We start from the raw sequence: 1,503 nt of genomic DNA on the forward strand, positions 1-1,503 counted from the left end.
CCAACGCCGTTCAGTTAGGGCTGGGTGGCTTCTGTCAAGATCAGGACGTTGATCTCGGTGGTGGCTTGGTAGGTGGTGCGGTCGATGTTGGGGCCGCGGGCGTTGTATTTGCTGATGGCGCGTTTGACGATGCGGGCTTTGGTGCGTATGCGCCGGTCGGGCATGAGGGCGGCGAGGACGTGTCGTCCGATGACGCCGACCAGGTCGATCACGGTGTCGGCGATGACGTTCGCGGCTTGGATGGTCAGGTCGCGGGCGGTGTTCAGGGCGATGGTGAAGCTGGCCCGGTCGGGGTCGGTGCCGGGGATGTTGTCGGTGGCGTCGACCATCGCGGTGCGCAGGATCTGGTAGGTGACGAGTAGGGCGTAGATTTCCTGCTCGATGCCGGTCGGGGTGCGCGAGCGCAGGACTCTGCCGTCGAGGATGGTCGATTTCATTTCCAGGTAGGCGGTCTCGATCTCCCAGCGCTGGTGGTAGAGGGCGATCAGGTGGCCGGCGGGATAGCGGTGGTGGTCGAGCAGGGTGGTGATCAGCCGGTAGTGGCCGGTGCGGCGGACGCCACCGGCGATGATGGTGATCTCCGCGTCGATGACCCGGATGCTCAGGGCGCCGAGTTGCGACAGGCGCGAGCCGTCGTCGTGGCGACCTCGTATGGGTAGGCGCCGTCCGCTTTTGCACCGGACGAGCAGATCGGCGCCGGCCGCGGCGAAGCCTTGCAGGACTGCGGCGGCGGCGAAGTTGCGGTCGGCCAGCAGCAGCATTCCGGGGCGCAGACTGCGAGCCAGGTGTGGGGCGTATCCGGTTTCCCCGGTGCCGGCCGGCCCGAAGACCGCGTCGATGACGTGCCGGGTGCCGCAGGCGACCAGAGCAAGCAGGCGGATCGTGGGATAGCCGCCGGTGCCGTGATGGCAGCGTTGCTTGGTCACCGCGGTCAGGTTCGCCGGGCTGTCGGCCACGCTGATCATCGTGCCGTCGATGGCGCAGACGAGCAGGCCCCGCCAGGTGACGGCGGTGGTCGCGGTGGTGACGGCCGGGCCGCGCAGCAGATCGAACAGGGCCCGCATCGGGGCCACGCCGAGGCGCTGACGAGCCTGACGCAACGCGCTGGCCGAGGGAGTCGTCAGGGCCATGGTGCGTAGCCCGGCAGTCAGCCGATGCCATACCTGCAGGTAGCCCTGCTCAGCGAACAGGCAGGCGGCGAGTAGGTGGTAGACAACGACCCGGGCCGGTAGCAGGCGGATCCGCTGCTGGACTGCGCCGCTGCGGTGCAGGGCGTCGTCGACCATGTCGAAGGGCACCAGTTGGGTCAGTTCACCCAGATGTCCCGGCGCGAACCGGCCCGCTGCGATGGACTTGGTTTCGGTTATGGCAATCTGGTCAGGCAGCGGAGCTCCCAGTGTCAAGGGCGTCTTAGAGTGACCACCCTCTATACAGGAGCTCCGCTGTTTCCTGCCTACGACACACCTTGACGACCACCCACACCGCCTAACTGAACGGCGTTGG

At 67.3% G+C, this 1,503-nt stretch carries 1 protein-coding gene; it reads right to left on the reverse strand.

Going from position 1 to position 1,503, the window contains the following annotated elements:
- Positions 1–14: 14 nt before the first annotated feature.
- Positions 15–1,403 (reverse strand): IS4 family transposase, encoded by a 1,389-nt coding sequence (locus tag ADL15_RS14415; protein ID WP_232344090.1) that lies wholly within the window; start codon positions 1,401–1,403, stop codon positions 15–17.
- Between the last annotated feature and the right edge of the window lie 100 nt (positions 1,404–1,503).

Origin of the sequence: Actinoplanes awajinensis subsp. mycoplanecinus (assembly GCF_001509495.1) — a bacterium.
In the GTDB taxonomy this organism is placed as follows: Bacteria; Actinomycetota; Actinomycetes; order Mycobacteriales; family Micromonosporaceae; genus Actinoplanes; species Actinoplanes palleronii.